We start from the raw sequence: 26,836 nt of genomic DNA, 5'->3' as shown, positions 1-26,836 counted from the left end.
GACCGGCTCAACACCGGGCTCATACCCTCGATTTCTAGAGATGGAAACTGCTAAAAACGTCCCAACGAATAGAGGACAGAGCGTTGGGATATTCCCATACCCTTCCTATCCCTGCTACCAAGCAACACTGAAATACTGTGTCTCTTGGAATTCACGAACGCCCGCGCGCCCCCCTTCACGGCCAATTCCAGACTGTTTTACCCCACCGAAGGGGGCAGCCGGGTCAGAGACCAATCCACGGTTTACCCCGACCATGCCAGCCTCAATCTTTTCAGCGGTAGATAGTGCCCACTGTAGATCACCGTAAATGTAAGAGGCCAACCCCATCTCCGTAGAGTTTACGTCCGCCAGCATGCTCTCGGTATTAGACCAAACCAAGATCGGGGCAACAGGCCCAAAAATCTCGTTTTGGAATAGTGCAGAAGAGTTGTCCTTTACCTGGACGACCTGCGGCTCTAGGAAGTACCCCTCTAGATCTGGAAGAGGCGCTCTAGCAATTACCTCGGCCCCCTCGGCTTCTGCCTTGGCCAGTAAATCCCGTACTGACTCTAAAGCCTTCCGATTTACGAGCGGGCCTATTTCTACGCCCTCGGTAAAAGCAGAACCAACCTTTAGTTCCTTCACCTTATTGGACAAACCAGCAATGAATTGCTCGGCTACATCCTGGTGCACATAAAGGCGATTTGCTGCAGTACACGCTTGCCCCCCGTTCCGGAACTTCGCAACCATTACGCCTTCGATTGCAGCTTCCACATCGGCCGTGGGCCCCACAATGAAGGAGGCGTTGCCCCCAAGTTCCATAGACGAGTTCACAATCCTCTTGGCGGCCTGCTGCATAAGTAGCGAACCAACTCCAGTTGAACCAGTGAAAGAGATCAATCGCACCCGCGGATCCGCTAACCAGGTAGAGGAGATATCCGCCGAATTAGCCGACGGAACCATGTTCACTACCCCATCAGGCACCCCTGCTTTCTGCAAGATACGCATAACAGCTAGAGCGGTAAGCGGAGTTTCGGAAGCCATCTTGAGGACCACCGTGCATCCGGCAGCCAGAGCTGGAGCAATCTTTCTGGTAGCCATGGCGGCCGGAAAATTCCACGGCGTTATGAGGGCGGCTACCCCAATCGGGCGATGAGTAACTATCAGCCGGCTTCCACCGGCCGGTGGAATCGCATAGTCCCCATCCGATCGAACGGCCTCTTCCGAGTACCACCTGAAGAACTCCGCTGCGTAAGTGACTTCGCCTTTAGCATCGGCCATTGCCTTGCCGTTTTCCCAAGCCATAAGGCCTGCCAGTAATTCGGCCTCATCTAGCATTAGTTCCCAAGCCTTGCGCAAAATCTCGGCTCGCTCGCGAGGAGGAGTGTTTGCCCAACTTGCGAACGCCCGCTGGGCGGCATCTACTGCAGCCTTGGCGTCTTCTTTCGAACCCGCTGCAACCTGAGCAATGACCTTTCCAGTAGCCGGATCGTGAACGGCAAATGTCTTGCCAGTTGCGCTCTGGTGAGCGCGCCCTCCAATCCAAATGCCCTCTTCAGGATTCAACTCACGAACGTAATCCTGCAGCGACCGTGGTATTTCGACAGACATCAGTTCCTCCCGATCACGGGTATAGCCCGCGTAGTTTGTGGGCGTGCAAAACGCGATCCACAGCTAACGCAGTAGCTGCGACGCGCAGTGTCACATCCTTTTCAGTGGCATACTCGTCTACCTCATCCCAAGCGGCCAACATTCTGCGAGATTGCTCGTTTTGAACACGTTCAATGTCCCAGAAGAAGTTATCTCGAGACTGGACCCATTCGTAGTACGAAACTAGAACGCCCCCAGAGTTGGCTAAAATATCGGGAACGATGAGTTTGCCTTTCTTATTCAGGATCTCATCTGCCTGCGAAGTTGTGGGCCCGTTTGCTGCCTCAACAATAATTGGAGCTTTCACCTGGTCAGCATTGTCCTCGCGCAGCACACCTTCTATTGCGGCCGGTACGACTACGTCTACATCGAGCATCAATACTTCTTCGGGATCCATTGCTGAAGCGCCTTCGAAATCGACCACTTTACCGGTGGAGTCCACATGTTCCCCCAGAGCTGCAATGTCTATACCGTCGTCGTTGCGAATAGCCCCGTAAACGTCAGATACGGCTACAACCTTCATACCTGCCTCGGACATGAATTTAGCCGCGCCGCGCCCAACTTTGCCGAAGCCTTGGACGGTACCAGTCGCGCCCTTTATACTCACACCCAGCTTTTGCAAGGCGGCTTTCACCATTAAGAAGACTCCCAGGGAAGTAGACTCTGCACGCCCCAACGAACCCCCTAGCTCTACCGGTTTGCCCGTGCACGCCCCCGGCACCGTGTACCCAACAGACTGTGAGTACGTGTCCATGAGCCAGGCCATGGTTTGTTCGTTAGTGCCTACATCTGGCGCCGGAACGTCCTTTTCGGGACCGATAATTGGCAGAATTTCGGCAGTGAATCGGCGGGTGACGCGCTCGAGCTCGGCCTTGGAGTATTTGGCTGGATCGATTCGCACACCCCCCTTTGCTCCACCGTAAGGCAGCCAGAGGAGCGCGCATTTCCAGCTCATCCACATTGCGAGAGCGCGTACCTCGTCAAGATCTACCTGCTTCGCGAAGCGAATACCCCCTTTGGCAGGGCCTCGCGAAAGGTTGTGCTGAACGCGATAGCCGTGTAGGACCTCCGAAGTTCCGTCGTCGCGCCTTACAGGAATTGCTACGGACATCTCGCGTCTAGGTATGGCCAGCAGATCGTAGTCAGCATCCGAAAACCCAAGGATCTCTTGAGCCTTGCGGAGCTGGGTCTTTGCATCCTCGTATGGCCCCTGTATTTGATCAGCCATTTATATCTCCTTTAGGATCTGTTCTATGACGCCCAAGGCGTCGTCAAGTAGTTCATCTGGCATAGATAGCGGAGGCAGCATGCGAATTACGTTGCCTTCGGTCCCACAGGCAAGGAGGATGACCCCCCGCTGGTAGGCCCGATTCTGGATCTCTTTAGCTAGGCCGGCATCCGGTTTGCCTTCCGAATCCACCAATTCAATCGCCATCATTGCGCCTCGACCACGGACGTCGCCAATGCGCTGGTCAGATGCTGCTAACGCACTAAGACGCTCGCGAATTATTTTTTCGAACCTCTGGGCAACTTCTAGTAGCCCATCCTTTTTTATAGATTCAGCTACAGCCAAGGCAGCTGCGCACGAGACCGGGTTGCCCCCGTAGGTGCCACCTAGCCCGCCGGCAACTCCGGCATTCATGATTTCTTCTCGACCAGTAACTGCAGAAAGAGGCATTCCTCCAGCAATACCTTTGGCGGTGCAGATTACGTCGGGGGTGATGCCTTCCCATTCTGAGTCGAACATCTTTCCCGTTCTGCCGTAACCGCACTGTACCTCGTCGGCAACGAAAACTACCTCGTTTTCACTCGCCCACTTCGCCAAGTTTTGTAAGAATCCCTCCGCGGGAACTATAAACCCGCCCTCGCCCTGCAAGGGTTCAATAACGATACAAGCCAAGTTCTTGGCGCCGATCATTTTCTCGAGCCAGTTTATGGTGCGAGCTGCCGCTTCATCCCCGCTCAAGCCATCTCGGTAGGGATTTGACATTGGCATCCGATAAACTTCGGGGGCAAAAGGCCCGTACCCTGACTTGTACGGGCTAACCTTCGAGGTCATCGCCATAGTTAGGTTGGTCCTGCCATGGTAGGCGTGTTCGAAAGCAGCGACAGCTGGCTTTCCCGTATATTGGCGAGCTACTTTGACCGCGTTCTCGACTGCCTCCGAACCTGAGTTCAACAAGACCGACCGCTTTGAAAAATCCCCCGGCGTAGCCTGGTTCAAGAACTCACAAACCTCAACATAACCTTGATACGGGGTAGTCATGAAGCAGGTGTGAGTGAAGTGGTCTGCCTGTTTTTTTATAGCCGCCGCCACTCGCTCGTTTGTTGCCCCGACCGTGGTTACGGCGATGCCGGAACCCATGTCGATAAAGCTGTTTCCATCCAAGTCCACGATTATGCCTCCGCCGGCATACTGGGCATAGATCGGATTTTGCGTTGCCACGCACGAAGAAACTGCCTCTTGCTTTCGCTGCGCAAATTCTTTCGATTTTGGCCCCGGCAGCTCCGTAACTAATTTACGAACCTGTGGGAACTGTGATTGTGACATCATTGTCCTCCAACATTCACTAATGCTGACAATCTGAGACTATGGTCCTAGACGCATGCGCGCCACAGTTAAAGTGCACAAATTTTCAACTATATTTGTGCAAGACTTACAGCATGGCTTGCATCTCCGATCTGCTACACCAGCCCTCCATCGAACTGGTCCCCCTGTGGTGCCCAAATCCAAGCGCTTCCATTCGGTGGGTTGCCGTAACGGAGCATCTTGATCCAACCCCTTTCCTCGAGGGCGGCGAACTGGTACTCACCACCTCCTGTGGCAATCCAAGCTCCCCTGGGGCTTGGGCAGAATATGTCTCCCGCTTGCAGACGCGCCAGGTTAGCGCCCTCGCGTTTGGCATCGGCCCTTGGCAACGCAAAGTTCCCCGGGCTCTTCTAGCTGCCGCCCGCCAGGCAGAGCTGAATCTGATTGAAGTTCCCGAGCAAACTAACTTCGTGCGCATTTCACGCCTTGTTGCCGACCTTCTACAAGAAGAGGCCGAAGCCGAAGAAAGATTGCTTGGGCGGGCCCAGCAAGATCTAATTGGGGCTGCCTGCTCGTCTACGCCAATAAAATCAATCTTGACCAAGTTAGGAGATATTGTAAGGGCCGACTGTGCCCTCACCACGGGCGAGAGGATTATTGCCTCCCCTCCAACCGCATCGTTTCAGGCGGACGAATTGCTAGCGGCTGTAAAGCGCTGCGGGAGCGTCGCAAGTTCTGAAATAACTCCCCTTCAAACTCTTATAGTTTTGCCAGCAGGCTCTTTGCATGCCTCCAGCACCTTCCTGGTAGTGAAAGCCGCGCATGCGCTGCCCCAGTGGACTAGGAAGGCGATATCGACTGCAGGCTTACTGCTGCAGACTGCGCAAGCGAGCCAAGAGAAACTTGCCGCCACCAGGCTCGCGCTGTCTAGACGTTCTCTAGAGCTATTTTTAGCCGGCGACCCGCACACAGCCCGCGAAATATACGCGCTGGCCTACCCACATTCGAAGCCTTTAGATTCGAAGTTGACCGTAGTAGCCGTCAAGGGCAGCCGCTTGCAGCTCGAACGAGTTCACAAGCGCGTAGAAAACTCCTTTGCAGCCCCTACACGCCTAACCGAGGATAGGCTGCATATCTTGATTTCTCCTTCGGCTCTTCCTCTCCTTTTGTCGCATCTACAAGATCACGACATTATGACTGCGGTGGGCTCCCCCAAGCGCCAACAAGACGTGTCCCGTTCGCTAGCTACGGCGGAGATAGCACTAAAGAAAGCTACCGCCAAGCGACCACAAGTTTCCTGGGAGGAGGTCTCAGGGAACTCAATTATGGCACTGGTGGACGAGGCAGACGCAGTATGCTGGGCGCAGGATTTTCTAGATCCCCTGCGCTCCCAACCCCAGCTTAGAACTATACTTTCGGCCTTCATAGGCGCGAACGGAAACATTGCCCAGGTGAGCCAAGAAACCTCTCTACATCGAAATACCGTTCGCATGAAATTGGAGCAAGCCCAGCGACTTTTGCATATTAACCTGGATGACCCCGCCGCCAGAGTGCAAGTATGGTTTTCGCTTCGCGCCCTCGAATAGTTCTAAATACAATGGCGTACATGACCATCGCTAACTACCAGCCCCGCAATTCCTCACGTTTTTACGACCTGATAGCGATATTGTTCGTATCCTTCTTATTACTGTCTAATATCGCAGCTACCAAACTAATCGCTGTTAACACCCCATTTAGCGGATTCTCTCTTATCTTTGATGGCGGCGCAGTACTGTTTCCATTCACCTACATACTCGCCGATGTACTGTCCGAGATCTACGGTTTCAAGGCAGCTAAACGAACCATCCTGGCGGGTTTCGCAATCTCGATATTAGCCTCCGCAATCTTTTACCTTGTACAAATTGCCCCAGTTGGGCCCGGCTACAAGAACCAAGAGGCCTTCGAGTCCGTGTTAGGTTTCGTACCTCGCATAGTTGCCGCATCGGTATGCGGATACTTGGTTGGTCAACTGTTAAACTCGAAGGTTCTGGTGTTGATCAAAGACAAGTTCGGCGAAGAGCACTTGTGGGTGCGCCTAATCTCTTCCACCCTGGTCGGTGAGATGGCCGACACCACCATATTTTGCACTATTGCGTTTTACGGGGTGATCACAGGATCGGAGTTCCTAAACTATGTCGTGACCGGGTACGTGTACAAGTGCCTACTCGAAGTTGTTTTGCTACCGGTAACGTACCCTGTAATAAATCTATTGAAACGCGCTGAGACTAAATATTTGGAGGCCAAAAAGTGAAGGGTTTCGAGATTGGGGTGCGCCTTGAGGGTCACCTTGGGCGGACCGGAACTATTCATACTCCACACGGAGATATTGCAACTCCGGCCTTCATTCCGGTGGGCACTAAGGCCACTGTAAAAGCGGTATTGCCCGAATCAATGGCAGATCTCGGGGCGCAGGCTTTACTTGCCAATGCCTACCACCTATACCTTCAGCCCGGCCCCCAAATTGTAGACGAGGCCGGAGGCCTTGCAGCATTTATGAACTGGCCGGGGCCTACCTACACCGATTCTGGCGGGTTCCAAGTACTCAGTTTAGGAGCCGGGTACAAGAAAGTTCTCTCGGAGGAATTCTCGGGAAAGACGACTGCCCCGATATCTAAGCCACAGCTAAAAAACCGCGCTACTGTCGACGAGGACGGAGTGGTATTCCGCTCCCATCTAGACGGCTCTAAGCATAGATTTACTCCCGAGATCTCGATGCAAATCCAACATCATCTCGGCGCAGATATTATGTTCGCCTTCGACGAACTCACCTCGCTGGTACACCCATACGACTACCAGGTCACCTCGTTGGAACGTACCCGGCGTTGGGCCGAACGCTGCCTTAGTGCTCACAAGCAACTCACCGCAGAAAGAGCCAACAAACCGTACCAGCAGCTATTCGGTGTTCTCCAAGGTGCGCAATACGAAGACTTGCGCCGAAAGGCCGCCCGCGATCTGGGGACTATGGAAATAGACGGCATTAGCTTCGACGGATTCGGAATCGGGGGCGCGCTAGAAAAAGAAAACCTTGGCAAAATCGTTGGTTGGGTGTGCGAGGAACTACCAGAGTCTAAGGCCCGCCACCTGCTCGGTATTTCCGAACCTGACGATTTTTTCAGTGCCATTGAAAACGGTGCTGACACCTTCGACTGCGTAAACCCCTCGAGGGTCGCTCGCAATGCAGCAATCTATCTTCCCGGTGGGCGGGTCAATATCACACGTGCAGAATTCAAACGGGATTTCCGGCCTCTTGACGAAAAATGTGAATGTTATACCTGCACGCATTACACCAGGGCCTACCTGCACCATCTGTTCAAGGCGAAAGAGATGCTCGCCTCTACCCTAGCTACTATCCACAACGAGCATTTCACCGTGACTTTGGTAGCAGGAATTCGGAGGGCCATCGAAGAGGGCTACTACCACGAGTTCAAGACACAAACCCTAGGCCGCTTCTACGGGAAAAAATAAAGGTGGCGGCACCGCGCCACCACCTTCGCGACCTGGAACCTAAACGTTGAACCCTAGAGCTCTCAGCTGCTCACGACCTTCGTCTGTTATGCAGTCTGGCCCCCACGGTGGCATCCACACCCAATTGATAGCGACTGCCGACGCCATGGACGCCAACACCGTCCCGGCCTGGTCTTGAATTACGTCGGTTAGCGGACAAGCTGCAGAGGTTAGCGTCATATCCATTATTACCGCGTTGTTCTTGTCTATATGCACTCCATAGACAAGCCCCAAGTCGACAACATTAATACCAAGCTCAGGATCAATAACGTCCCGCATCGCCTCGAGGACGTCTTCCTCGGTAATTGTTGCCCCTTCAGCCACCTCGCTATCGACCTCCCCGAAGGATTGGTTTTGCTTGTGCTGGTGACCTTCCTGGTGCGCTGCAGCCAGCGATGCCGGCCCACCCTGGGTAAAGCGCTCCGGTACCGGATCGGGATTAGCCATTGGATTAGTCATGTGGTCTCCTTACGCTTTGCAGTCTGCATGCGGTGCAGTCCCGCTTGCCTGACCTTTGCCGTGAGTTTGGGCCTGCGAGAGCGAATCTATCAGTGCCATCCACCCCAGCAACGCACATTTAATACGTGCCGGAAATTTCGCTGTGCCTTCGAAAGCTGCCAAATCTTCGAGAATATCCAAATCTTCTTCGCTAGGCTCTGCCCCTTGACCGTGCATCATGCGCAAGAATGTTTCATACAGCTTGCGTGCGTAATTAGCCGACTTGCCTTCGACCATCGAGGACATGATCGACAGTGAAGCCTGAGAAATAGAACAGCCGCTGCCATCCCAGGCGATCTGGTCGATATTCTGGTTTTCATCCAGATTCACTGCCAGGGTAACTTCGTCACCGCACGTAGGGTTGACCTGGTGAGAGGCAGCTTTCCCCTCGGCCTTTCCACTTCCATACCGGAGTCGGGCGTGATCCAAAATCACCTGCTGGTACATCTGCTCTAAATCTGACATTTACACTCCAAAGAATTGGCGGACCTGCTTGAGCGCGTCGAGAAATCGGTCAATCTCGGCACTGGAAGTGATCAGAGAAGCCGAGGCGCGGGCAGAAGCTCTTACTCCAAAGTGCTTGTGCAACGGAATCGCGCAGTGATGGCCCACCCTGATAGCAATAGAGTGAGAATCCAGAATCTGGCCCACATCGTGCGGATGCACGCCATCTACCACGAACGAAACTACGGCAACCCGATTTTCGATAGAAGCAGGACCGAGTACCTTGACCCCGTCTATGCGTTGTATCCCCTCGAGTAGTTGCTCAGTAATTGCCCTCTCGTGAGCGGCAACACGTTCCATCGATACTTCTGAAAGATAGTCGAGAGCCGCTTTGAACCCCACAATCTGTCCAACCGCCTGGGTGCCCGCCTCAAAACGGGCGGGGGCAGTTTGAAACTGAGTGCGCTCCATGTCTACGTCAGTAATCATGGAACCGCCCGTCATAAAGGGTGGCAAAGCCGAAAGTAACTCCCGGCGTCCCCAGAGCGCACCGATCCCTGTAGGACCGCACAGCTTATGCCCGGATAGAACAGCAAAGTCCACCCCGAGATCCACTACCGAAATAGGCATGTGAGCAGCAGACTGAGTAGTATCTAGAACCACCAGTGCTCCCACAGATTTGGCCTTCTCTACAATTTGAGCTACTGGGCTAATCGCACCGGTCACATTGGACACGTGCGTAAAAGCCACCACCTTCGTATTCGGGGTTATAGCCTCTAGCGTATCTAGATCAATACAGCCATCCTGATCTAAATCTAACCAAGCAAATTCCGCCCCGGTGCGCGCGCAAAGCTGCTGCCAAGGAACCAGGTTAGCGTGGTGTTCAGCCCTGGTAACAACAATCCGGTCGCCCTCACCAAGACGAAAACCGTCAGCCTCAGAACCGCCTGCACCAAGTGAAGCATTCAGCAACGAGTACGCAAGAAGATTTATGCCCTCGGTGGCGTTCCGCGTCCAAACCACCTCGTCCTGACTCCTGGCATGAATGAAGTTCGCGACTGCTTTACGCCCCTCCTCAAAAGCGGTTGTCGATTCGTCCGCGAGCAGATGGGTACCGCGATTTACTGCCCCATTATGGTGGGCGAAGAAATCGGATTCGGCATCCATGACCCAGCTCGGTTTTTGCGAAGTAGCGGAAGAGTCCAGGTAGGCCAATGGCTCGCCGCCCCGACCAATCCGAGTGGTGATAGGAAAATCCTTGCGTAAGCCTTCCAGCTCGCTGTCGCTAAAATCTGCAAAGTTTTGGCGGTTATTCATTATTTTCCGGTAAACCTGTCGTAGCCTTCTTCTTCCAACTGGTCAGCAAGTTCAGGGCCGCCCTGCTCAACCACGTGTCCGTTCACGAACACGTGTACAAACTGGGGCTTGATGTAGCGCAAAATGCGCGTGTAGTGCGTAATCAACAAAATGCCACAAGAGACCTCATTGTGAACCGCGTTCACGCCCTCAGAGACAATGCGGAGTGCGTCGACATCTAGACCGGAGTCAGTTTCATCGAGCACAGCGAATTTCGGGCGCAGAATACGCATTTGCAAGATCTCATGACGCTTCTTCTCGCCACCGGAGAAACCAGCGTTTAGATCGCGGTTTGCGAATTCAGGATCTATTCGCAAATCCTGCATAGCCGTCTTAAGCTCCTTCGTCCAAGTACGCAGAGCCGGCGGTTTTCCATCCACAGCGGTGCGAGCAGTGCGCAGGAAGTTAGAAACGGACACCCCCGGGACCTCAACTGGATACTGCATTGCCAGGAAAAGACCGGCCCTCGCTCGATCGTCGGCAGTGCCTTCCAAGATATTGTGCCCATCCAGCAATACCTCCCCGTCGTCGATAGTGTAACCGGGGTGCCCAGCAATAGAGTATGCCAGGGTTGACTTACCTGAGCCGTTCGGGCCCATGATCGCGTGCACTTCGCCGGAATTGATAGTCAGATCAACTCCGTGCAAAATCTGCTTCGGCCCCTCGTTGGTCTGGACCGATACCTTCAGACCTTTGATTTCTAAAGTCGACATTCCTCTTCCTTTACTTGCGGGCATCGACGTCGACAAGAACATCGTCGCCGTCAAGACTTAGTTGATAAACGGGCACGGGTTCAGTTGCGGGCAACGTCGGCTCGCCGGTTTCTAGATCGAAGACGGCTCCGTGGCCCCAGCACTCGATGGTGCCATCTTCAATATCGCCTTCCGACAAAGGCACGTCACCGTGGGTACAAGTATCCCCTATAGCGTGAAAGCCGCCGTCCGTGTCGCGAACTAGGGCTACCTTGTGGCTTCGTCCGGAAGCATCGGCTAATTGGATGCATCTTGCCTCTCCAGCCTCCAAATCGCCGACTTTACAGGCCAGTTGCAAACTCACGCGTAGGCCTCCCCCTGATTGAGCTCTTCCTCGATCTTCTGCATGAGGTGTTCCTCGACTGAAGCCACCCCAATCTGGTTGATTAGCTCGGCGAAAAAACCACGGACAACTAGACGGCGTGCAGTCTTCTCGTCAATGCCGCGGCTCATCAAGTAGAACAGGTGCTCGTCATCGAAACGGCCGGTGGTGGACGCATGTCCGGCCCCTTCAATCTCGCCGTTTTCGATCTCGAGATTAGGAACCGAATCTGCCATGGCCCCCTTCGACAACACCAGGTTGCGATTCAACTCGTAGGAGTCTGTGCCAAACGCCTGGGCTCCGATCAAAACATCGCCTATCCAAACCGAATGTGCCCCTTTACCCTGCAACGCTCCCTTGTAAGCTACGCGGGAATAACAGTTCTTAGGACCGTGGTCAACAAACAAACGATGTTCGTGGTGCTGATGGGCGTCGGTGTAGTAAACCCCCAGCATGTTCACTTCCCCGCCCGGGCCCGCGTATTCCACATCCGAACACAGGCGCACTGCCTTCCCGCCAAGCGTGATTACGACATGCTTCAGTGATGCGTCACGGCCTACACGAATACGGTGGTTGGCGGCATGAGTAGATTTTTCGTCCCACTCCTGCACACTTACGAGAGTCAGATTTGCGCCGTCAGCGACATCCACCTCTACTGTTTGGGTGACACAAGCGCTCCCCGAATGCCGCAATACCATAGTCGCACTGGAATTCGCGCCCGCCCGCACAACCAGGTGACTCGCCGCCGGCTCTAGCGACGAGCCCTCGACCTCGACAACTACCGGGACATCTGCCTGCACGCCCTCGGCAATTTCCAGAGTAGAAACTTCCCTAGACGCATTCCAGGCAACTACGGCTGTGCGATCGCCCGGCTTGCCAACAACCGGTTTGTGCTCATCGGAATCGACGTGCCTGAGGGTTATCTGGCTACTTTCCCCCTCAGAAATGCGAACTTTAGGCGCGGGACCACTAATTTGCGGATCGAACAAATCCGAAACCAATTCCAAGGGTGTAAAACGCCAATCTTCCTCGCGCCCGGTAGGAACGGGAAAATCATCTACGGAAAAAGACGACTCACGGTCTGCCCGCGACGAAGCAACCTTAGACTTTTGCTGGCTGATACCTTCAGAAGCAAGTACAGCTTTAGAATGATCGGTCTTCATATCGACTAACCCACTGACCCTTCCATTTGGAGCTCAATTAGACGATTTAGTTCTAGCGCGTATTCCATGGGCAACTCGCGAGCAATAGGCTCAACGAATCCGCGCACAATCAACGACATGGCCTCGGTTTCAGTCAGGCCACGACTCATCAAATAGAACAGCTGGTCTGCACTAACCTTCGAAACCGTCGCCTCGTGCCCCATCTCGACTTCGTCGTTGCGCACATCCACATACGGGTAGGTGTCAGAACGGGAAATCTGATCAACCAGTAGCGCATCACAAACCACGGACGACTTGGAACCATGTGCCTTCTCGTCCACCTGGACAAGGCCACGATAAGAGGACCGTCCCCCGTTTCGCGAAATCGACTTAGAAACAATTGACGAGGACGTGTGCGGAGCTAGGTGCAACATCTTCGCGCCCGTGTCCTGGTGCTGCCCTTCTCCGGCGAATGCGATAGAGAGAGCCTCCCCTCGCGCGTGCTCGCCCATCAGGTACACGGACGGATACTTCATGTTGACCTTGGACCCGATATTGCCATCTATCCACTCCATAGTCGCCCCCTCCTCACAGACTGCACGCTGTGTAACGAGGTTGTAGACGTTGTTAGACCAATTTTGGATAGTGGTGTAGCGCACTCTTGCGTTCTTGCGCACAAAGATCTCGACAATTGCAGAATGCAGCGAGTCAGACTTATATATAGGCGCGGTACAACCTTCCACGTAATGCACGTAGGAGCCCTCGTCAGCGATGATCAACGTACGCTCGAACTGGCCCATATTTTCGGTATTTATACGGAAATAAGCCTGCAACGGAATCTCGACGTGAACGCCCTTAGGCACGTAAATGAAGGATCCGCCCGACCAGACGGCCGTATTCAAGGCCGCAAATTTATTATCGCCCGCGGGAATAGCCTTGCCAAAGTACTCTTTGAATAACTCCGGATGCTCGCGCAAGCCGGTGTCAGTATCGAGGAATATCACCCCTTGGCGCTCCAAATCCTCACGAATTTGGTGGTACACGACCTCGGACTCATACTGGGCAGCCACGCCAGAAACTAGGCGCTGTTTCTCGGCCTCGGGAATGCCTAGCTTGTCATACGTGTTACGTATGTCCTCCGGTAAATCATCCCAGGACTCGGCCACACGTTCAGTTGAGCGCACGAAATATTTGATCTGATCCATATCGAGGTGGGACAGATCAGGCCCCCAAGTGGGAATAGGCTTTCGAGAAAACGTCTTATACGCCTTCAAACGTCGTTTGAGCATCCATTCAGGTTCGTTCTTAGCCCCCGAAATGTAACGGACCACGTCCTCGTCTAAGCCGCGCTTGGCAGCCAGACCTGCTGCGTCCGAATCGTGCCAGCCGTACTCGTAGGCTCCAATAGAATTGATGATCGCTTCGTCGGCTGCCTCTTTAGCCGCTGACGAACCTACCGGAGGTGACGTTGTCATATTTTCCTTCCCTGTTTTCTGCACGCTCATTTGCGCTCTAGCCTAGAGATGCCCGCGCGGATCCTGGGCATTGCTACCGGCACCGACGTAGTGCACACGTGTTCCCCGCCCGCCAAAGTGGCAAGACGTTGAACATGGACACCGAGCAACCTAGCAAAAGCCTGGGTTTCGGCCTCACACAATTGCGGGAAATGACCTGCTACATCCTGCACCGGGCAGTGACCCTGGCACAGCTGAACAGCATACCCCCCATTGCCCACTTCACGCACTGTTGCTGCATATCCGTCCTCGGTCAGGGCATCAGCTAAGGCCATAGCCTTGGAACGGGGATCGTCTGGGGCAGCTCTTACGGCAGGAGCATATTTCCTTTCGATGTCGCGAGAGCGAGCCGCCGCAAAATCCGCGACCGCCTGCTCGCCGGAGGTCTGTTCAATAAAACTAAGTGCTCTAGAAGCAAGCTCTGAGTAATCCTCGGGCAGAGCCTCGTGCCCGCTGCGAGTAGCCACATAGTAGCGAGCCGGGCGCCCACGCCCTCGTTTGCCCGGTTTCGACCCGTCATATTCGGCGATTGATCCTTCAATTTCCAGGGCCCCAATATGGCGACGCACAGCGGCTGTAGTGAGCCCCAGCACCTTAGCCAAGATAGTGGCCGTCACTGGCCCTTTTTCGACAATTAGATCTAAAACCGCCTGCCGGGTGGGTTCCTCTTTTGGCGAGTCTGCCATACCTACACCCCCTGTAAGATCTCCCTGACTCGTTGTCATAATCCTATCGCATTTTCGCAACACATCCGTTTAATATTTACTCTTGCAGCGAATCTGTTGATAAGTGCCAGCTATCACCAGGGTCTCGTAAACTTGCAAAGTCCGTGTCTATAGCCGCAGACAGTGCCAATATCCCCGTTATGGCAGAGGGGTTGTGAATAGTGCCACTGAAGATAGCCTGGAGAGCGTCAGTCAACTTCACCCACTTCATTTCTAGTTCAGCCTCCTCAGCTTCTCTAACGAATCCGTCCGGGCAACCCACCTGCACTAGATTGCGGGCAAGGAATACGCGCAGCCGCTCATTTGAGCATCCCGGCGAAGAATAGACGTCTACGAGCGTATGCCAGTCTTTAGCAGCAAGTCCCACTTCCTCGGCCAATTCGCGTTGCGCCGCTTCAAGCAACGTTTCGCCTTCAACGTCAGTTAGCCCCGCTGGGATCTCCCACAATTTTGCCCGAACCGGATGGCGGTATTGCTTTATAAGACAAACCTGGGGCACCGGTTCTTCCTTCAAAGCAACGATGCAAACAGCTCCCGGATGATCCAAATAATCGCGGTGCACGTTTTTGTCACCAAAACGCACCTCATCTGTGGCAATTTCAAAAATCGCCCCCCGCCAGGGTTTCGAAGAATTGAGGACGGGCTTACTTTCAACCTGATCGGACAGCATGATTCCTCCTATTTATGCCTTTCGGGGCCTTTTCTTTTCGAGGGCGTAGGCGCGTTCTAAAGATTCCACCACCTCTGCTGGACTCGGCAAGCGTGCCGCCGCCTCGCGTGCCCGCCTGCCCGCAACAACTCTGGCCTCCGGGTCTGCCAAAAGTTCTGAAATCGCCCTCGCTATAGACTGAGGTTCTTCCGCAACCAGCCTGGCTCCATCTTTGCCAGTGACTACGCTCGTTCCCCCCACGTCCGTAGCTATCACCGGTACTCCTGCCGTAAGAGCTTCTTGGATAGCTACGGGCTGGCCCTCCCACCGAGCGGTGGAAACGAAGATATCGGATGCAGCCAGTGCATCGGCAATATCGTCTCGCCTTCCTAGAAAGTGAACCGGGAGGTTACTAGACTGCCTCTTCAGTTCAGCTTCCAGGGGGCCGTCCCCTATAATTACAGCTTCAAAAGGATTCTTCACCAGTTTCAAAGCCTCAATAAAGGTGTCAAGGCCTTTCTGCTTCGAGAGTCTAGCAACCTGCAGCAATATGGGTTTTTCACCGAGCTTCACCTTAGAGAGGAAACGTCTCTTGTCACCCTTCCCACGGAAGGGGGCAGGTACCAGAGCCAGCTCAGCACGTTTTGCCCCGCACTCGAGTGCCCACTGCACAAGGTCCGGGCTGACGCCCAGTACCGTATCTGCGCCACGGGCAACGATTCGCATTAGCACGCGCCCCAGGAATCGCACCGTTGTTCCACCTACAGGACGATTATGCAAAGTCACCACTATTTTGGCTTTCCCCGTACGAGCTAGGCAGGCAAGAGCCCCAGCCCGCAGCCCATGAGCATGGATAACGTCAAAATCGCGTCCGAACTCTGAAATACGAGCTATCGCAACTAAGTCCCCTCGCGAGGGCGAAGAACCAATTTCTACCGGAAAGTGCCTTTTGTATCCACCCACCATATCTGCTGGGCCGGCCACCACTACCTCATGCCCGGCTTGAGCTAATAATTCATTCACTTGCCTTACGTGAACTGGAACCCCACCCGCTGCCTTGGCCATCAAGAGCATGATCCTCATTGCGCATTCCTTTTCTAACGACGCCGAGCGCGGGCAGCGCTCCTACCGCGACGAGCAATAGTCCGGCTACCCCCGCAGCCAGCGTACCCGACACGCCTGGCAAAGCCGCAACGATCGGAGTCTCCAAAAGCCATGCCAGTCCCCCACAAGCTAAAGAGGGGATGCCACATTTGACCAGTACTATCAGAGTGTGGCGACTTGCCTTCTTCTGGCCAATATGCACAAGTCCCCATTCAAGCCCCACGCCTGCCGACAGCATTCCAATAGAAGACCCGATCGAGAGAGCAAGCAGTGTTGCAGGCCCGTTAGCCCCCGCCGGTGCCAGCAGCCGGGCAAGCGCCCAGGAACCACCCGCAGTTATCAACCAGCCGCTGGCCGTGGCAGCAACGGCAATGCTGCCTCTATCTATTGCGTAGAAGACTCGCGACAAATGGTAGATGAGGGCGAATCCCACGACCCCAGGGGCGAGCGCCAAGAGCGCGTGTGCCATTCCGGGTACGGGTTTCAGGAATTCGAAGACGTTTGAAACCGGCTTAGCTCCCGCAATTAGTAGCCCACATCCCACGCAGGATACGGCAATAACTGCGCTAGTGGAGGTTTCAGTGGCACGGGCAAAGCCGCGCCTGCCCGCCTGGGCCGCTGTTCTCGCCAAGTCCGGAAAAACTGCTGTAGCAACTGGCACTGCCAGCACAGCGTAGGGCAACATATAAACAGCTTGGGTGTACTGGTAAATTGCTACAGTGCCCACGTCCCCGTAGGCTCGGGCAATAGAAAGCACGCTCAGCGCGGCAAATTGTTGAGCCAAGAGCGCACCTACTCCTGCGAACCCGAGTGCTCCCGCCCGTTTCATTTCTACCTGTGTGAGATCAATTCGAGGACGAAGCCGGATTCCCAACTTGGCTACTGGAATAAATAGGGGAAGCGATAGCGCGCATACCCCCGCCGTAGTTCCCCAAGCCAAAACATTTACGGCCACCTGGCTTACGTCCCCGGCACTGTCTGAAGCGCCAGGATTCAACCCGTATAGACCGTAGGTTGCTATTACCACGACAGAGGAAAGTAGCGGCGCAAACGCAGGCCAGAAAAATTTCTTGTGAGCTTGGAGAACGCCGGTAAGGACCACCGATATCCCATAGAGCGGGATCTGGGCCGCAAACACCCGCAGAAAAGAGGTTAGTAGTTCACGTTGGCTAGCTTGGTTTGCTCCTACCGGAGCTGGTAGCCATGCTGAAATTAGTGGAGCACCAAAACAAATTAGAATCGCAAGCGGAATTAGGACAGCAAGGGACATAGTTAGCAGCGAAGAAGAAATGCGGGCGACGTCCTTTTTCATCGCCTTTGCCAATGGTGCTGCTAGCAGGGGTATCGTAATGCCGGCGAGCGCTCCGCCTGCTGCTACCTCATAGATAATATTGGGAATCTGATTCGCGGAGGCGTAGGCATTTGCGGTCTCGCCTTGCCCCACCCATGCAAATTGGGCGAACCAGCGGGCAAACCCGAATATCCGTGCCCCAAGCGTTAGGATCGATATCAATCCTGCGGCCCCGAGGAATTGTTTCAGAGGGCCCTTAGCGCCCATCTGGCCGGCCCCAGCTGTCAATCTTCCGGAGTACGTCTACAGAGTCAATTACTTCCGAAAAGCTAACCTTCTCAGAAGCAAACGTGAGCGCCACTAGCAGGGCCGCCCCGCCATAGCGGGCGGACAGGGGTAACGCCTTTGCAAGCCCGTAAAAAGTCAACGCTCCGAGCGCATTCGCACCGGTGTCGCCCAACATGGTGCAAGCCTTTGCATCCTGGCTAAATCCTTTTGCTGCTGCCACTGTTGCTATGCCCCCCAGGGTCCCAGCGGGGCCGCTAACAAGAGAAAGCGGCAAGGATAGTGCCAGCACCCCCTTGCGCGCGCGGACTGGACGCAAATCGAGCAGGTTGATCATATTTGTTCCCGCAGCAAGCATGCTTGCCCCTGCCAGCCAATCACCTAAACCAGCCTTGCCGCGGCGCCGCCCGAGCGTAAGGGCAGCGAGGGCGGAGGCTCCCCCTATAGCCGCAAGCTTAACAAGTCCGGTGCTTATGTACCCATCCTTCAGTGCCGTTAGATGCCCTCGCAAGCCTTTGGCTACCTTTTTGCCGTCTCGTTCTCCTTGGTCCATATCGTCGATATAGCCACTCCAGGCACTAACTCCGGTTAGCAGCGCCGCGGGCAAGAGTGACTTACCGGATACGAGGACACCTAGGCTACTTGCGCCTACTGCTACTGCAGCGCTCAGCACACCGCCTCGAAGAGAAAGACTTTGCCCCGTGAAATTTTGTCGTTCCCACTCCTTGCGGTCGCCAACTATTCGAGACGCTACAGCCGAGCTGACAGCTGCCAGGCCTACTCCGAAACAACCGGCCTTCATTACTGTGCCTTTACCGGAGGAAGGGGCTTGTCTGCCCCCGTCTGGAAGCCGAAAGCTCCAGGGTGACCGGCCTTTGCCGCACTAAGTGCTAGTGGAGTAGAAACGGCGGCGCTTATTTGGCTGATAGAGTCCACTGTTGCCACGGATACGCCTCCGGCGCGGACCTTCGCGATAAAGCAATCTTCCGCTGCAGCGCTTCCAACTAGCACTCCAGATTCGGGGGATTTAGCGACCGCCTGGGCCAGGCCAGTAACTGAATCGTCACTATAGGTCTTACCTGCCTTCTTGCCGTTCTTAGCAACTGCATCGGGGTTGCGCGGGCCAATTACAACTACCGATTTAGCGGGTTCAGAGACATTCTTGGTAATAGTAGCTAACGGGGCAGATTTAGCGGTGAGCACCTCTGCAAGCGCATTAGATTTGTCGCCTGGTGCAGTCAGTAACTGCACTGCGCCCGATCCCATTATCGCCCCGGTGGAGGCCCCACCCTCGGGAGCTGTCTCGAGGTACGAGGTTATCGAAGAAACTAATGACTTGCGGTAGGATTCCCGGGACTGGGTGAACCAGTCTGCTTCCAAAGACACTTGCCCAACAACCTTCGCACCTGCTTGGCCCAGCTTGTCCGAAATTGTCTTTACGTCGTCTGCCTCGGCGCCAGGCAGAACAATAAGGCCAACTTTTTGATCTTTGAGAGAGCCAGGAAGAACTGCGGCGGCCAACCCGTTCACGTAGGAATCAGAATTCTGCACTGACTTGTGAGCCTCAGAGAGCTGTTCGTTGAGCGTGGCCTGCTGTTCGGTAAGACGGTTGACCTGCCCTGTGAGCGCGGATGAGAGTGGCCCTTGTAGCGGTCCTGCTCCCAATATCACGCCGAGCGTCAAGGCGATGAGAACCGCCATTAGGGAAACTAGGTGGTAGCGAAAATCAATCAAGATTCAACCTCTTACGTGAACGGATAAATAGGCCCGAAGCCGCTGGCTCCGGTTATTGACGCCCAGAGTCTAGATAAATAGAGCCCAATTACGCCATAGAAGGTCTGCCCTGCCGGTGTAACTGCCAACGCAATCAACACGGCGGCTACCCCAACCAGCGCGAACAAGAGCGCCTGCTTATTTGAAACCTTGGGTTGGTATAGCTGGGAGACTCCCTTGGCATCCACTAGCTTTGAGCCGACCCGCAAACGGGTCAGAAAAGTAGAGGCCATGCCGGCGCGCCCCTTGTCCAGGAATTCGACTAACGTGGCGTGGGTTCCGAGGGCGACTATCAGCTCCGCCCCCTTGTCGTCGGCGAGGAGCATAGCAACATCCTCGGAAGTACCGGTAGCTGGGAACGTAATGTAGTCAATGCCCTGCCGGTCGAGCCGTTCAGTACCTGGCGCCCTGCCGTCTTTGTATGCGTGCACAACAATTTCGGCACCGCAGCGCAGCGCCTCGTCGCTAACCGAATCCATGTCGCCAATGATCATGTCCGGTTGGTAGCCTTCTTCGCGTATCGCGTCGGCTCCCCCATCGACTCCTACAAGCACAGGTTTGTATTCGCGAATGTACGGTTTTAGCGAGCGCAAGTCTTCCTTGTAGTTGTAACCGCGAACTACAATGAGCACCTGGCGCCCATCGAGCTTTGTACGCACGCGGGGAACGCCGACGCCGTCAAGTAAGAGGTCGCGTTCTCGCCGCAGGTATTCCATGGTGTTGGCTGCGAACGCCTCAATTTGCACTGAAAGACCAGAGCGCGCCTCTTCCATTGCAGCCTGATTAGACTGCTGGTCCTGCCGCTTCCCTGCGGCTAATAACTTACCGTCGGCGTAAACCTCGTCGCCTTTTATGGTGAGAGTAGTGCCCTCACGCACCTGCATTACGTCGGTGCCTAAATCGTCGATTAGGATGATACCCGCGTCTAAAATTATCCCCGGGCCCATATTCGGATAACGACCCGTGGTGGATTTGGCCGCGTTCAAGACAGCAATCGGTTTTGCGCCAACAAGTGCCTCTGCTGCTACCCGGTCAATGTCGGCGTGGTTGATGACGGCAATTGAGCCTTCTTCCAACCTGCGAGTCAGATTTTTGGTGCGCTTGTCTACCTGGGCGGGCCCCTCATTTAGGGATACCCCCCGCTTCTTTGTCCTTCTGAACAACGTTGCCACGGACCTTAGTATTACACGTGCGAGCCGTTTAACAACTCAGCGGCGTGCACTCTTGCCGATTTTGAGTCCGTGTGTCCAGATAACATGCGAGCGAGCTCTAGGACTCGTTCCTCGCCCTCAACTTGCCTTACCGCCGCGTTTGCGCCGGATTTTTCCACAACGATGTGAGTTTGCCCGAACGCGGCTACCTGCGCCAGGTGAGTGACAACTATTACTTGCCTATTTTGAGCTAACCGGGCCAGCCTCAATCCAACTGAGGTCGCTGCCTGCCCACCAATGCCTGCGTCGACTTCGTCAAATACCATGACCGGGCTTTGCCCGCCTCGACCAAGAGTAGATAGTTCCAAGGCGAGCATGATCCTCGAAAGCTCTCCCCCTGAAGCCCCCTCACCCAAATCTACAGCCGGCATAGAAGGGTGCGGCTTTAGTCTGATAGCTACTTCGTCCTGCCCGTTTTCTCCCAGTTCGGCAAGCGGTCTTACCTCAACAACAATTTGCGCATTGGGCATTGCTAGCTCTTTCAGCTCTCGGGTAGCAGCGCTCGCGAGGGCGGAGGCAGACCTCTTGCGCAGCCTAGTTAGCTCTTTTGCGAGCTTGTCCGCCTCGGCGAAGCAGGCTTGAACCTCGGCCTCAAGTTCCTGCTCTCGCTCACTGCCTCCATCGATTTCGGACAGCCTTTGGCTGGCCTCTTTGCGCCAGGACAGTAACCCGCTAGCCGAGGCCGCCCGGCCCCTGCCCACCTCGGTTATCTTTGCCAATCGCTCGTGCATACGTTCAAGCTCATTCGGATCAGCTTGCAAGCTTTCGAGGTAGTCCGAGATCGTTCTAGCTAGCTCTTGAAGATCTGCCTCTATGCCAGAGGCGACTTGAAGCTGGTTCGTTAGCGCTGGATCATAGCGGGTGGCTTTTTGCAAGGCTTCAATTATTGCGCCAACAGAGTCAACTATTCCCCCCTCCGCGTTCAAATAAGAGGCTGCGCCGGCAGTAGCTTCGCGCAGGTCTTCGACGTTGGTTAGGCGCTCGATCTGTGAACGCAGCTGTTCGTCCTCGTTGGGCTTCGGCGCTAATTCGTCAATCTGTTCAATGCCAGAGCGCAGTACTTCTATTTCCACCTGTCTAGTACGCGCACTGGTGCGCCAATCCTCGAGCTTGGCGCAAGCACGGCGATAGCGCCCGAAAGAGCTGTGGTATGCGGCTAGAGCTGTACCCAATTTTTCCCCTCCGGCCAGATCAACACGAGCTCTCTGAGCCGCTGCCGAGCGCAGCTTCAATTGCTCTGTTTGGCCGTGTACTGCAACTAAGAATTCCCCAGCCTGGCGAAGTATTCCAGCAGGAACGGAGTGCCCCCCGGCAAATGCCCGCGACCGACCTTTGGCTGGCACAGTCCGCGAAAGTAACACGGCCCCCTCCTCGACTTCACCGCCGGCACCCAAGACAAGATCTTGGACTGCTCCATCGCTTTCGATTGCGAATAGCCCCTCTACGTGGGCGCGTTCGCTTCCAGCACGTACCTTTCCCGCGTCGGGTTTGGCTCCAGTGAGTAACCCCAGAGAGGTGAGCACCATGGTCTTGCCGGCTCCAGTTTCGCCGGTTATAACCGTGAGTCCACTAGCGAATGAAACAACGGCCTTGGAGATTACCCCAAGATTTTCAATACTAAGTTCTTCGAGCACTAGCTATCCCGCCAACCATGAACTGGAAGATCAAATTTCCGAACAAGTCTAGAGGAAAAAGGTGCGGCATTTATGCGCGCGAAGCGAACGGGCTTTTCAGAGCGTGTCATTTGCACTGTCGTACCCGGTTCCAGGGGAGTACAGCGCTGCCCGTCCGCCCAAAGTTCCAGCCGGCTGCGCTGCAACGGTGAGATAGCAACCTCTACTATTGAAGTCGGAGAAACTACCAGCGGCCGAGTAAAAAGTCCGTGTGCTGCTAAAGGTGTTACAACCAGGGCCTGCACATCTGGCCACACAACAGGCCCGCCAGCGCTAAACGAGTAGGCCGTCGATCCGGTTGGAGTGGCAACAATTATTCCGTCGGCCCCGTACGTCGATACTCCTTGTCCGTCTATACCGAGCCCAAAATGTGCTGGGTGGGCGGCGTCAGTATGCAAGATTGCAGCCTCATTCAACGCCCAATCTGTAACGTTCTTCGCCCCGGGCCTACGCACAGCTATTTGCATGCTCATCCGATTTTCGACTTCGAAGTCAGCGCGTACTATATGGTCGATTACGACTTTTAGATCTTCCTTTTCAGCCTCGGTCAAAAAACCCATGTGCCCCAGATTTATACCGAATAGGGGCAGCCCTGCTTCGCGCGCAAGGGGGGCAGCAGACAAAACAGTACCGTCGCCCCCAACTGCCATTACCAATTCCACTTCGGAATCGATATGGTCAACCAGTACTACGCCCTGTTTTTGCAAGCCCATACGCAGCTCGAGGTAAGCGGCCTTTGCGGCGGGACGATCCGAATGTAGCTGGGCGTACACCTTCCTCATTTGTGAGCTCCCCTAGGCCCGTCTTCGACTGCTTTGCGTACCATGGCAGAAAGCTCGGGCGCATTTTTCGCAGTCTCTTGGAGCTTTGACATGTAGAGAAAATATTCGACATTTCCAGAGGGCCCGGGGAGCGGAGAAGCCGCGCAGGCCTTAACGGTTAGACCGTTTTCGATGGCGCACTCAGCTACCTTTAGAACCGTTTCGATGCGCTGCTCGGGCTCGCGAACCACTCCCCCGTGTCCGAGCCGGTCCTTACCGATCTCGAATTGAGGCTTGACCATTAGCAAGAAGTTAGCTCTGGGTGAAGATACTCTCACCAAAGCGGGAATCACCAAGGTTAGTGAAATGAAGGACAGGTCCCCCACCACCAAAGATGGCGCAGGAGCGACCTGTTCGGCCTCAAGGGTACGCACGTTAGTCCGTTCGAGCATCTCTACTCGAGGGTCAGTTCGCAAGCGCCAGGCCATCTGCCCGTACCCCACGTCAACTGCCACCACAGAGGCCGCACCTCGGCGAAGCAACACGTCAGTAAATCCGCCTGTTGAGGCACCGGCATCTAGACAGCGCACGCCATTTATTCGAGGTCCGCTTTGCGCCAAAAGATCCAGCGCACCAGCAAGTTTGTAAGCGCCTCGGGAAGCATAGTCCTGACCAGGCACGTGAGATACTGTTACTGCCTGGGCGGGGTCCACCTGCCTCGCAGGTTTTGTTACCACTTGTCCGTCTAGCTTGACCTGACCCGACGCTATAAGCTGGGCAGCTTTTGTTCTAGAAGGCGCGAGCTTTCTGCGCACCAGCTCAGAATCTATACGCCTTAGCCTGCCCATCAGTTCCCTACTGTCGTAAGTGCTTCAGCTAGTTGCTGCTGTATGTCCTTTAGTATTTGTACTTGTATGGCAAGAGGATTGTCGGTGAGATTTGCCAAGGCTTGTTGGATATTTGACAAATCCACCTCCAGATCACTCATTGTCTTCATTATCTACCGCTGCCGAATCTGCAACAGAGTAATCACTCTGCCCGGCCTGCACCTCGTTCTCGACTGAACCAGACCTTTCCCCCAAATCCTTGTCCTCGAGACGCTCTTCGCGGTTGCGAACAACCTCTATTTCCGGAACATTCACCCGATCTCGGTGATCGCGTGCCTCCCACACGGCAGCGACAAGAGCCCTGTAGTCATCGAGCTCCAACGTCAATGAATCCTGACCGAGAGCTACCTCGTCAACTTGAATGGTTCCTCGCTCGACCCTGAATCCGCGCGAAGCCCCACAGACCCAATCGCCGTTGGCGGTCTTGACAGGGCCAGGTACCGGCTCTAGCAATGAACGCATATCCAGGCCAAGATATGTAGGCCTTTCTTCTTTCTTCGCCAAAGCAACATCTTTGGCACTCGCCACGCCCGTCAGCAAGTGCAGTACCGGATACCCTGCTGCGCGAGCGCCGGCAATGTCTGTATCGAGGCGATCGCCGATGCACAGTGCCTTCGACCCCTCGGCAATTTCTACCGCATGCCGGTAGATCCCAGGAAACGGCTTTCCGCCTGGCCTGGGTTCAACTCCGGTTGCGTGAATAACTGCCTGGACCAAGGAACCGTTTCCAAGGCTGAAACCGCGTTCTGTCGGGAGCGTGGCATCCATGTTCGTAGCTACAAAGGCTGCCCCATTGTTGATGGCATAGGCTGCTTCGGACAAGTCACTCCATCCGAGCGAGGCATCATATCCCTGAATTACCGCTGCAGGGTGGTCGTCCGCGGAATTCACCAATTCAAAACCAGCCTCAGTTACGGCAGCAAACAGCCCCTTGCCACCGATCGCAAGTACCTTTGCCGCAGGAGGGAGTATTTCTTTCAGGATTGCGACCCCGTCCATAGCAGAGGTCATAATCTTGTCTTCGTCGATATCGATTCCAAAGCCGGCGAGCTTTTCCTTAACCTGCTGCCTGGTACGCGAGGCGTTGTTAGTCACGAAAACGAGTTCCATCCCGGAGTCCTTCGCAGCCATGAGACCACTTCCGGCATGTTCGATAGGCTTTGAGCCCATATAGGCAACTCCGTCTAAGTCAACCAGGGCCAATTCATATTTTTCATTGAGTGGTTTGCGCGATCCCTGCAAATCTGAGGCGACATATTCCATTTCAGCCTCAACTACCTCGTCGAAATCGACGATAGTAAGCGGTTCTGGCACAGCAGGGATCTGTGCCTCGGTCTGCTGCGCTTCCTCGTCCCTTCCGAGTTCACGCAAGCGATCGACCTTCACCTGTAGAAGACGCGAAAGGGTCTCGTCGTCTTCAACCTTCCGAGTTGCCAAAAAATCGTCGATCACTAGCAGGCCTGCATCGGGTTCTCCCAAATCAGCTCGAGCCCCCGACGCGACCAGAGCGAGCTCTGCTTGATCTGCAACTGACATCCCGGCCGTAGACGTATCGCCAATGATGTCGAGCGCCTTCTGGGGCTTCCCCATTCCGCGCTCACAGTCAGCTTCAATCGCCCGGAGGGTATCCTCACCAGTTAGGCGCCGCAGTGCCCGAACCTCGCGTAGTGCCTCCTGGTACTTCTGGCAAGCGTAGGCGGACAACGCCGCTGCCTCGCGCACCGCGCCAATCCGACCAGCGCGCGCCACTGCCGCCTGAGCATGATCGTAGGCCGCCTGTGGATCAACGTCAACAAGCGAACCCGCCATAACGAGGTGCCTCGCTACGATATCGGCATTATCGGGATTTAACCCGGCAAGAGCTTTCCGAGCGGCGGGGTCGAGCGACTCCGCTTTAACATTCGTGGGAATCTCGGGTTCGTTGCGTCGCGAGTCCCACTTATTTTGCCGACGGAAATCCCGGGGACCTCGCTCTTCGTTACGGCCATGCTGTTTCCGCGGGCGATCAGAAAAACGTTTTCCCCCGGAACGACGATCGTCGAAACGCCTCTTACCACGATCTTCTGACCGCCACGCTCCTCGCTGGTGACCATCACGCCGTTCGCCTTCGCGACCGAAATGCCTCTTGCCACTATCACGGCGATCCGAGTCATAACGACGCTTCCGGTCAGAATTATGACTGGAGTGTCCCCTACCCTCGTCATGTCGGAACTGGCCATCCCTGCCGTACTTCTGCTGACGATCGGAGCGCCCAGATTTGCTATTCTCCCGCCACTTGGGAGCGCGCTCACGGCTATGCCAGTCCCTTGAAAAACGATCGTTCACAGTATTCCTTCGGATAGTGGTAAGTACTTGTCTCTAGCATAGTAGAAACTGTGACCGGCGAGCCCGCTCCTCAGTGTGAAGTCGGGCTCTGAAAAACACTCTTGCTACCCTTGCCGATAAAAATCCCTTCCAACATCTTGGCAGCGAAGATAAGAGGACTTTGTTTCTATCCTTGTGTTGTTTGTGGGCCGGCCCGCCCCTCCCGGAGGGGCCCCACCCGCAACCCGCCCCCTGCCAGGGAGCACCCCCCCTGCCATAACAGCCCGACTACCCGGACCCCGGCAAGCAAACCGGGCTTAAACAACAAGCAAGCCCAAGGGTTTAACAAGACGGCGGGTTTAACAAACAGAAGGACCCAACCCCCCACTATATAGAGGGGTTGGGCCCAACCAAATAACAAAGAATAATCCGTGGCAGTGACT

The 26,836-nt window shown here is 55.0% G+C and carries 24 protein-coding genes; 3 read left to right on the top strand and 21 right to left on the bottom strand.

Annotation, left to right across the window (positions count from 1 at the left end; genetic code table 11):
* Window positions 1-114 precede the first annotated feature (114 nt).
* From G437_RS0108910 to gabT, 3 genes are read right to left on the bottom strand one after another with little or no spacing between them, the layout of a single operon-like run.
* Window positions 115-1,590: an NAD-dependent succinate-semialdehyde dehydrogenase gene (locus G437_RS0108910; protein WP_024332213.1), complete on the bottom strand. Its 1,476-nt coding sequence runs from the start codon at window positions 1,588-1,590 to the stop codon at window positions 115-117.
* A 13-nt stretch (window positions 1,591-1,603) separates the two neighbouring features.
* Window positions 1,604-2,857 (bottom strand): Glu/Leu/Phe/Val family dehydrogenase, encoded by a 1,254-nt coding sequence (locus G437_RS0108905; RefSeq protein WP_024332212.1) that lies wholly within the window; start codon window positions 2,855-2,857, stop codon window positions 1,604-1,606.
* Window positions 2,858-4,180, bottom strand: a complete 1,323-nt coding sequence (gabT, locus tag G437_RS0108900) for a 4-aminobutyrate--2-oxoglutarate transaminase (protein ID WP_024332211.1) — start codon at window positions 4,178-4,180, stop codon at window positions 2,858-2,860.
* A gap of 113 nt (window positions 4,181-4,293) precedes the next feature.
* Here gabT and G437_RS0108895 point away from each other — a divergent pair, with 113 nt between their 5' ends.
* From G437_RS0108895 to tgt, 3 genes are read left to right on the top strand one after another with little or no spacing between them, the layout of a single operon-like run.
* Complete coding sequence (locus G437_RS0108895) at window positions 4,294-5,745, top strand: PucR family transcriptional regulator (RefSeq protein WP_024332210.1); 1,452 nt, start codon at window positions 4,294-4,296, stop codon at window positions 5,743-5,745.
* A 20-nt stretch (window positions 5,746-5,765) separates the two neighbouring features.
* Window positions 5,766-6,449, top strand: a complete 684-nt coding sequence (locus tag G437_RS0108890; protein WP_024332209.1) for a queuosine precursor transporter — start codon at window positions 5,766-5,768, stop codon at window positions 6,447-6,449.
* Complete coding sequence (gene tgt / locus G437_RS0108885) at window positions 6,446-7,663, top strand: tRNA guanosine(34) transglycosylase Tgt (protein ID WP_024332208.1); 1,218 nt, start codon at window positions 6,446-6,448, stop codon at window positions 7,661-7,663. Before G437_RS0108890 ends, tgt begins: the two co-directional genes overlap by 4 nt.
* Before the next feature lie 39 nt (window positions 7,664-7,702).
* On the opposite strand, the gene G437_RS0108880 is transcribed toward tgt, so the two are convergent.
* The 18 genes from G437_RS0108880 to G437_RS0108790 form a co-directional block, all read right to left on the bottom strand.
* On the bottom strand, window positions 7,703-8,161 hold the full coding sequence (locus G437_RS0108880; protein ID WP_024332207.1) for a metal-sulfur cluster assembly factor: 459 nt from the start codon (window positions 8,159-8,161) through the stop codon (window positions 7,703-7,705).
* Window positions 8,162-8,170: 9 nt separating this feature from the next.
* Window positions 8,171-8,665 (bottom strand): Fe-S cluster assembly sulfur transfer protein SufU, encoded by a 495-nt coding sequence (gene sufU / locus G437_RS0108875; protein ID WP_024332206.1) that lies wholly within the window; start codon window positions 8,663-8,665, stop codon window positions 8,171-8,173.
* On the bottom strand, window positions 8,666-9,961 hold the full coding sequence (locus G437_RS0108870) for an aminotransferase class V-fold PLP-dependent enzyme (RefSeq protein ID WP_024332205.1): 1,296 nt from the start codon (window positions 9,959-9,961) through the stop codon (window positions 8,666-8,668).
* On the bottom strand, window positions 9,961-10,713 hold the full coding sequence (gene sufC / locus G437_RS0108865) for a Fe-S cluster assembly ATPase SufC (protein WP_024332204.1): 753 nt from the start codon (window positions 10,711-10,713) through the stop codon (window positions 9,961-9,963). Before sufC ends, G437_RS0108870 begins: the two co-directional genes overlap by 1 nt.
* Before the next feature lie 10 nt (window positions 10,714-10,723).
* Window positions 10,724-11,056 (bottom strand): non-heme iron oxygenase ferredoxin subunit, encoded by a 333-nt coding sequence (locus tag G437_RS0108860; RefSeq protein ID WP_024332203.1) that lies wholly within the window; start codon window positions 11,054-11,056, stop codon window positions 10,724-10,726.
* Window positions 11,053-12,237, bottom strand: a complete 1,185-nt coding sequence (gene sufD / locus G437_RS0108855; RefSeq protein WP_024332202.1) for a Fe-S cluster assembly protein SufD — start codon at window positions 12,235-12,237, stop codon at window positions 11,053-11,055. Before sufD ends, G437_RS0108860 begins: the two co-directional genes overlap by 4 nt.
* Before the next feature lie 5 nt (window positions 12,238-12,242).
* Window positions 12,243-13,691, bottom strand: a complete 1,449-nt coding sequence (sufB, locus tag G437_RS0108850; RefSeq protein ID WP_024332201.1) for a Fe-S cluster assembly protein SufB — start codon at window positions 13,689-13,691, stop codon at window positions 12,243-12,245.
* A 26-nt stretch (window positions 13,692-13,717) separates the two neighbouring features.
* Window positions 13,718-14,416 carry a helix-turn-helix transcriptional regulator gene (locus tag G437_RS0108845; protein ID WP_024332200.1) on the bottom strand — a complete coding sequence of 233 codons (699 nt, stop codon included), beginning with the start codon at window positions 14,414-14,416 and terminating at the stop codon, window positions 13,718-13,720.
* 76 nt (window positions 14,417-14,492) lie between these two features.
* Window positions 14,493-15,125 carry an NUDIX domain-containing protein gene (locus tag G437_RS0108840; RefSeq protein ID WP_024332199.1) on the bottom strand — a complete coding sequence of 211 codons (633 nt, stop codon included), beginning with the start codon at window positions 15,123-15,125 and terminating at the stop codon, window positions 14,493-14,495.
* Window positions 15,126-15,137: 12 nt separating this feature from the next.
* A complete protein-coding gene (locus tag G437_RS0108835; RefSeq protein WP_024332198.1) occupies window positions 15,138-16,187 on the bottom strand; it encodes a glycosyltransferase family 4 protein in 1,050 nt (349 codons plus the stop codon).
* Window positions 16,120-17,787, bottom strand: coding sequence for a murein biosynthesis integral membrane protein MurJ (gene murJ, locus G437_RS0108830; RefSeq protein WP_024332197.1), 1,668 nt, complete (start codon window positions 17,785-17,787; stop codon window positions 16,120-16,122). Before murJ ends, G437_RS0108835 begins: the two co-directional genes overlap by 68 nt.
* Entirely contained in the window at window positions 17,756-18,586 is an 831-nt protein-coding gene (locus G437_RS0108825) for a hypothetical protein (protein ID WP_024332196.1), read from the bottom strand. Before G437_RS0108825 ends, murJ begins: the two co-directional genes overlap by 32 nt.
* Window positions 18,586-19,518 (bottom strand): copper transporter, encoded by a 933-nt coding sequence (locus tag G437_RS0108820; protein WP_024332195.1) that lies wholly within the window; start codon window positions 19,516-19,518, stop codon window positions 18,586-18,588. The genes G437_RS0108825 and G437_RS0108820 overlap by 1 nt, the downstream gene beginning before the upstream one ends.
* A gap of 11 nt (window positions 19,519-19,529) precedes the next feature.
* Window positions 19,530-20,729 carry a putative cytokinetic ring protein SteA gene (gene steA / locus G437_RS0108815; RefSeq protein WP_024332194.1) on the bottom strand — a complete coding sequence of 400 codons (1,200 nt, stop codon included), beginning with the start codon at window positions 20,727-20,729 and terminating at the stop codon, window positions 19,530-19,532.
* Between the two features lie 11 nt (window positions 20,730-20,740).
* Window positions 20,741-22,402, bottom strand: a complete 1,662-nt coding sequence (recN, locus tag G437_RS0108810; RefSeq protein WP_024332193.1) for a DNA repair protein RecN — start codon at window positions 22,400-22,402, stop codon at window positions 20,741-20,743.
* A complete protein-coding gene (locus G437_RS0108805) occupies window positions 22,402-23,223 on the bottom strand; it encodes an NAD kinase (RefSeq protein WP_024332192.1) in 822 nt (273 codons plus the stop codon). The genes recN and G437_RS0108805 overlap by 1 nt, the downstream gene beginning before the upstream one ends.
* Window positions 23,220-24,050, bottom strand: a complete 831-nt coding sequence (locus G437_RS0108800) for a TlyA family RNA methyltransferase (RefSeq protein ID WP_024332191.1) — start codon at window positions 24,048-24,050, stop codon at window positions 23,220-23,222. The genes G437_RS0108805 and G437_RS0108800 overlap by 4 nt, the downstream gene beginning before the upstream one ends.
* A gap of 132 nt (window positions 24,051-24,182) precedes the next feature.
* Window positions 24,183-26,414, bottom strand: coding sequence for an HAD-IIA family hydrolase (locus G437_RS0108790; RefSeq protein WP_231782351.1), 2,232 nt, complete (start codon window positions 26,412-26,414; stop codon window positions 24,183-24,185).
* Between the last annotated feature and the right edge of the window lie 422 nt (window positions 26,415-26,836).

This window comes from Winkia neuii subsp. neuii DSM 8576 (genome assembly GCF_000420405.1).
Classification (GTDB): domain Bacteria; phylum Actinomycetota; class Actinomycetes; order Actinomycetales; family Actinomycetaceae; genus Winkia; species Winkia neuii.
The sequence above is the reverse complement of the archived record's forward strand: the minus strand, read 5'-3'. Positions and strand labels throughout refer to the sequence as shown.

Coding starts and splice junctions, on each gene's coding strand:
- G437_RS0108910 (WP_024332213.1), bottom strand. CDS start 1,590: ATGTCTGTCGAAATACCACGGTCGCTGCAGGATTACGTTCGTGAGTTG.
- G437_RS0108905 (WP_024332212.1), bottom strand. CDS start 2,857: ATGGCTGATCAAATACAGGGGCCATACGAGGATGCAAAGACCCAGCTC.
- gabT (WP_024332211.1), bottom strand. CDS start 4,180: ATGTCACAATCACAGTTCCCACAGGTTCGTAAATTAGTTACGGAGCTG.
- G437_RS0108895 (WP_024332210.1), top strand. CDS start 4,294: ATGGCTTGCATCTCCGATCTGCTACACCAGCCCTCCATCGAACTGGTC.
- G437_RS0108890 (WP_024332209.1), top strand. CDS start 5,766: ATGACCATCGCTAACTACCAGCCCCGCAATTCCTCACGTTTTTACGAC.
- G437_RS0108880 (WP_024332207.1), bottom strand. CDS start 8,161: ATGACTAATCCAATGGCTAATCCCGATCCGGTACCGGAGCGCTTTACC.
- sufU (WP_024332206.1), bottom strand. CDS start 8,665: ATGTCAGATTTAGAGCAGATGTACCAGCAGGTGATTTTGGATCACGCC.
- G437_RS0108870 (WP_024332205.1), bottom strand. CDS start 9,961: ATGAATAACCGCCAAAACTTTGCAGATTTTAGCGACAGCGAGCTGGAA.
- sufC (WP_024332204.1), bottom strand. CDS start 10,713: ATGTCGACTTTAGAAATCAAAGGTCTGAAGGTATCGGTCCAGACCAAC.
- sufD (WP_024332202.1), bottom strand. CDS start 12,237: ATGAAGACCGATCATTCTAAAGCTGTACTTGCTTCTGAAGGTATCAGC.
- sufB (WP_024332201.1), bottom strand. CDS start 13,691: ATGACAACGTCACCTCCGGTAGGTTCGTCAGCGGCTAAAGAGGCAGCC.
- G437_RS0108845 (WP_024332200.1), bottom strand. CDS start 14,416: ATGGCAGACTCGCCAAAAGAGGAACCCACCCGGCAGGCGGTTTTAGAT.
- G437_RS0108840 (WP_024332199.1), bottom strand. CDS start 15,125: ATGCTGTCCGATCAGGTTGAAAGTAAGCCCGTCCTCAATTCTTCGAAA.
- G437_RS0108835 (WP_024332198.1), bottom strand. CDS start 16,187: ATGAGGATCATGCTCTTGATGGCCAAGGCAGCGGGTGGGGTTCCAGTT.
- G437_RS0108825 (WP_024332196.1), bottom strand. CDS start 18,586: ATGAAGGCCGGTTGTTTCGGAGTAGGCCTGGCAGCTGTCAGCTCGGCT.
- G437_RS0108805 (WP_024332192.1), bottom strand. CDS start 23,223: ATGAGGAAGGTGTACGCCCAGCTACATTCGGATCGTCCCGCCGCAAAG.
- G437_RS0108800 (WP_024332191.1), bottom strand. CDS start 24,050: ATGGGCAGGCTAAGGCGTATAGATTCTGAGCTGGTGCGCAGAAAGCTC.